We start from the raw sequence: 3543 nt of genomic DNA on the forward strand, positions 1-3543 counted from the left end.
TGTTAAATCCTTGGGTCGCGGGCGGCATAAGAACTGAAATACACTATTTTATGAATTGATCTTGGCCCCATTTCAGACCGGTTTCATTTAGTTCATTCCGTCCAGCGGCCTGAATTTGTTTCGGCTTCGGTATAACTCGTCCACAAAGGCCAACGCTTGTAATGAGTTCATCGTGTTTTGCTTGGGTTGACCTGAACGCTGATCTATTATGCTAATGATCAATTTCGAGTGGAGGGCGCAGAATGGCTCCTTGGTCTAGTATTGCCGTTGCGAACATAGGCTATGGGTGCTGAGAGGCATCATGTTGATGCGCAAAGAGCACACGTCCGAAATTCGTGTTAAATCTCTTTACGTTAATGAGAGGTTCTATCTTCTGGAAGCCTCATACGCTCCGCTTGGGCGGAGATGTTGGTTTTGCTCGCCTTCTTCTCGGCCGTCGCGGGCGACAGGCCCAGGCTGATCAGCAGTGAGGAGGAGACATAGACCGAGGAATAGGTGCCGACGATGATGCCCAGCATCATGGCCGCAGTGAAGCCGCGCAGCACATGGCCGCCCAGCAGCAGCAGCGCGCCCAGCGCCAGCAGCACGGTGACCGAGGTCATGACAGTACGCGGCAGTGTTTCGTTGACCGACAGGTCAATCAGCGACTTCATGTCCATCTTGCGGTATTTCCGCATATTTTCGCGGATGCGGTCGTCGATCACCATCTTGTCATTGATGGAGTAGCCCACGATCGTCAGCACGGCGGCGACGATGTTGAGGTCGAATTCCAACTGGGTGATGGCGAAGAAGCCCAGCGTCATCAGCACGTCGTGCATGATCGCGACGAAGGTGGAGACGCCGAACTGCCATTCGTAACGGAACCAGGAGAAGATCGCGATGCCGATCACCGCCAGCATCACCGCCAGCACGCCGTTCTGGATCAGCTCGCCCGAAACCTTGCCCGACACCGTGTCGTAGCGGGAGAAGGTGACGCCGGGGAATTCCGCCGTCATCGCCTTGCGCGCCTTTTCGACGATGGCGTTGGCCGCGCCCGCGCCGCCCTGTTCCGGCAGCGGCAGGCGGATCTGCACTGTCCTGGGATCGCCGAACTGCTGGAGCGAACCGTCGCCCACGCCCAGCCGGTCGATCACGCCGCGCACCTTGTCGGTTTGCGGCGGCGTTTCGAACTTCGCCTCGATCATCAGTCCGCCGACGAAATCGACGCCGAGATTGAGGCCCTTGTAGAAGGTCGCGCCGACCGCCACCACGGTCAGCAGCGCCGTCAGGGCAAAGGCCCAGTGGCGCAGCTTCACAAAGCCGATATTGGTGTTGTCCGGGACGAGCTTAAGCAGTTTCATGTTTCTCTCCGCCCGTCAGATGTGGATTTCGGTCGGGCGCTTGGCGCGAACCCAACGCGACACCAGCAGGCGCGTGAAGGTGACGGCGGTGAACACGCTGGTCGCGATGCCGATCAGCAGCACGATCGCGAAGCCCTTGACCGGACCCGACCCCAGAGCGAGCATGATGCCGCCGGCGATGGCGTGGGTCACGTTCGCTTCGAAAATGGTGCGGCTGGCTTCCTTATAGCCATGTTCGATCGACTGGACCACATTGCGGCCCCGACGGCGTTCCTCGCGGATGCGTTCGTAGATCAGCACGTTGGCGTCGACCGCCGTACCGATGGTCAGCACGAAGCCGGCGATGCCCGGCAGCGTCAGCGTCGCGCCGAGAATACCCATCACGCCCAGGATCACCAGCACGTTGATGGCGACGGCCAAATTGGCGTACATGCCGAAGCGGCCGTAGCTCAGGAACATGAAGGCCGCGACGGCGACGACCGCGATGATCGAGGCGGTAAGGCCGGCCTTGATCGAGTCGGCGCCCAATTGCGGACCGACCGTGCGCTCCTCCACCACGGTCAGCGCGACGGGCAGCTTGCCCGACCGCAGCGCGATCGCGAGCTGGTTCGCGCTTTCCACCGTGAAGCTGCCGCTGATCTGCGCGCTGCCGCCCAGGATCGGTTCATTGATGTTCGGCGCCGACAGCACCTTGCCGTCCAGGATGATGGCGAAGGGACGGTTGACGTTCTGCGACGTCACCTGGCCGAATTTGCGCCCGCCCGCACCATTGAAGCGGATGTTGACGATCGGCTCGTTGCCCTGCTGGTTATAGCCCTGCTGCGCGTCGGTCAGGTCTTCGCCCGACACCATGACCTGCCGGTAGACGGCGATCATCGGCGGCCCGGCCGGATTGGTCGGATAGGGCAGCACTTCGCTGCCCACCGGGGCGCGGCCCTGCGCGACTTCGGCCGGGTTGGCGTTGACGTCGACCAGCTTGAATTCCAGCTTCGCGGTCTGGCCGAGCAGATCCTTCAGCGCCTTGGGATTCTGGAGGCCCGGCACCTGCACGACGATGCGGTTGTCGCCCTGCTGCTGGATGGTCGGTTCGCGCGTGCCCATCTCGTCGATGCGTTTGCGGATGACTTCGGTCGCAACTTCCATCGCGCCCTTGACCGCATTGTCGATGCCCGCCTGGGTCGGCGTGATGACGATGGTGGAGCTGTTCACCACCTCGACATTGAAATCGCGCTGGCCGGTGAGGCCCGCACCCTGCGTCAGCGGCCGGATACGCTCCACGGCGGCGTCAACCTCCGACGGGTTGCGGACCATGAAGCTGAGCTTCCCGTCGCGGCTGGAAATGTCGCCGATCGCGATCTTCGTGTCGCCCCGGCGCAGTTCCGTGCGGACCTGCTCCTCCATATTGGCGAGCCGCTGCTTGGCCACATCCTGCGTCGATGCTTCGAGCAGCAAATGGCTGCCGCCCGACAGGTCGAGGCCCAGATTGACGCGGGTCTGCATGAATTTGGGCAACTGCTCGACCACCCGGTCAGGCAGGAAGCTCGGCACGGCGCAGGCTATTCCAATAAAGAGTGGTAACAGGATCGCGACGACTATCCAGCGCGAGAAGTTCAGCATTTTTGTTCCCAGACTTGTCCGATTAGTTCCATGCCAGACGTCGAAAAGGCCGAAAGGTTATTTGAAACTATGGAATATTGATCTAATCCAGTGATTTCGCATACTCATCTTCCTTGCCCTAACCCGCTGTGATTTGACAAATTTCTTATCATCGGCGGAAGGGCGCTACCATGGCTTTAATATAAGGCGCAAGGCTGTTGCATATCGGTCTTTGATCGCATGGTATAACGCCGGAGGCGGCGGTCAATGTGGCTCGAGATACGGTGCACTGTGTGGTGGCCTGCGTATTGAGGCGGCGTAGCGCGAATTGAATTCGGCCTTGGCGTGGTGCCCGGCGACATGAATCTTAGTCAAGGCCGTGGCTCTTAAGGCATTGTATTCGTTTGTGGATTGGGTCAAGGTATTTCCTGGCAAATGAATGAATTGAGTCGCGCCGGTGGGCATGTTGGCTCCAGCTCTTAAGGAACTCCACTTTATTTAGATGAGCGCCACGCCAAGGGATGAACACAAGGATGGTTAAAATCCTGAAGGGCGCATCGCGGACCTAGCAAACCCTATCGTAAGCTGACTGAGGAGCTACAAGCTG

2 protein-coding genes are annotated in these 3543 nt (G+C 59.6%); both read right to left on the reverse strand.

Annotation, left to right across the window (positions count from 1 at the left end; genetic code table 11):
• Window positions 1–353: 353 nt before the first annotated feature.
• The gene (secF, locus tag ACN9MX_RS18145) at window positions 354–1340 is read right to left on the reverse strand and encodes a protein translocase subunit SecF (protein WP_426387725.1); all 987 of its coding nucleotides are present in this window, start codon (window positions 1338–1340) and stop codon (window positions 354–356) included.
• Between the two features lie 15 nt (window positions 1341–1355).
• Entirely contained in the window at window positions 1356–2957 is a 1602-nt protein-coding gene (gene secD / locus ACN9MX_RS18150) for a protein translocase subunit SecD (RefSeq protein ID WP_426387726.1), read from the reverse strand.
• Window positions 2958–3543: the final 586 nt, after the last annotated feature.

This window comes from Sphingobium sp. R-21 (assembly GCF_049913335.1).
Lineage (GTDB): Bacteria > Pseudomonadota > Alphaproteobacteria > Sphingomonadales > Sphingomonadaceae > Sphingobium.

Excerpts from the sequence above, each read along its gene's own strand:
- secF (WP_426387725.1), bottom strand. The coding sequence starts at position 1,340 with ATGAAACTGCTTAAGCTCGTCCCGGACAACACCAATATCGGCTTTGTG.
- secD (WP_426387726.1), bottom strand. The coding sequence starts at position 2,957 with ATGCTGAACTTCTCGCGCTGGATAGTCGTCGCGATCCTGTTACCACTC.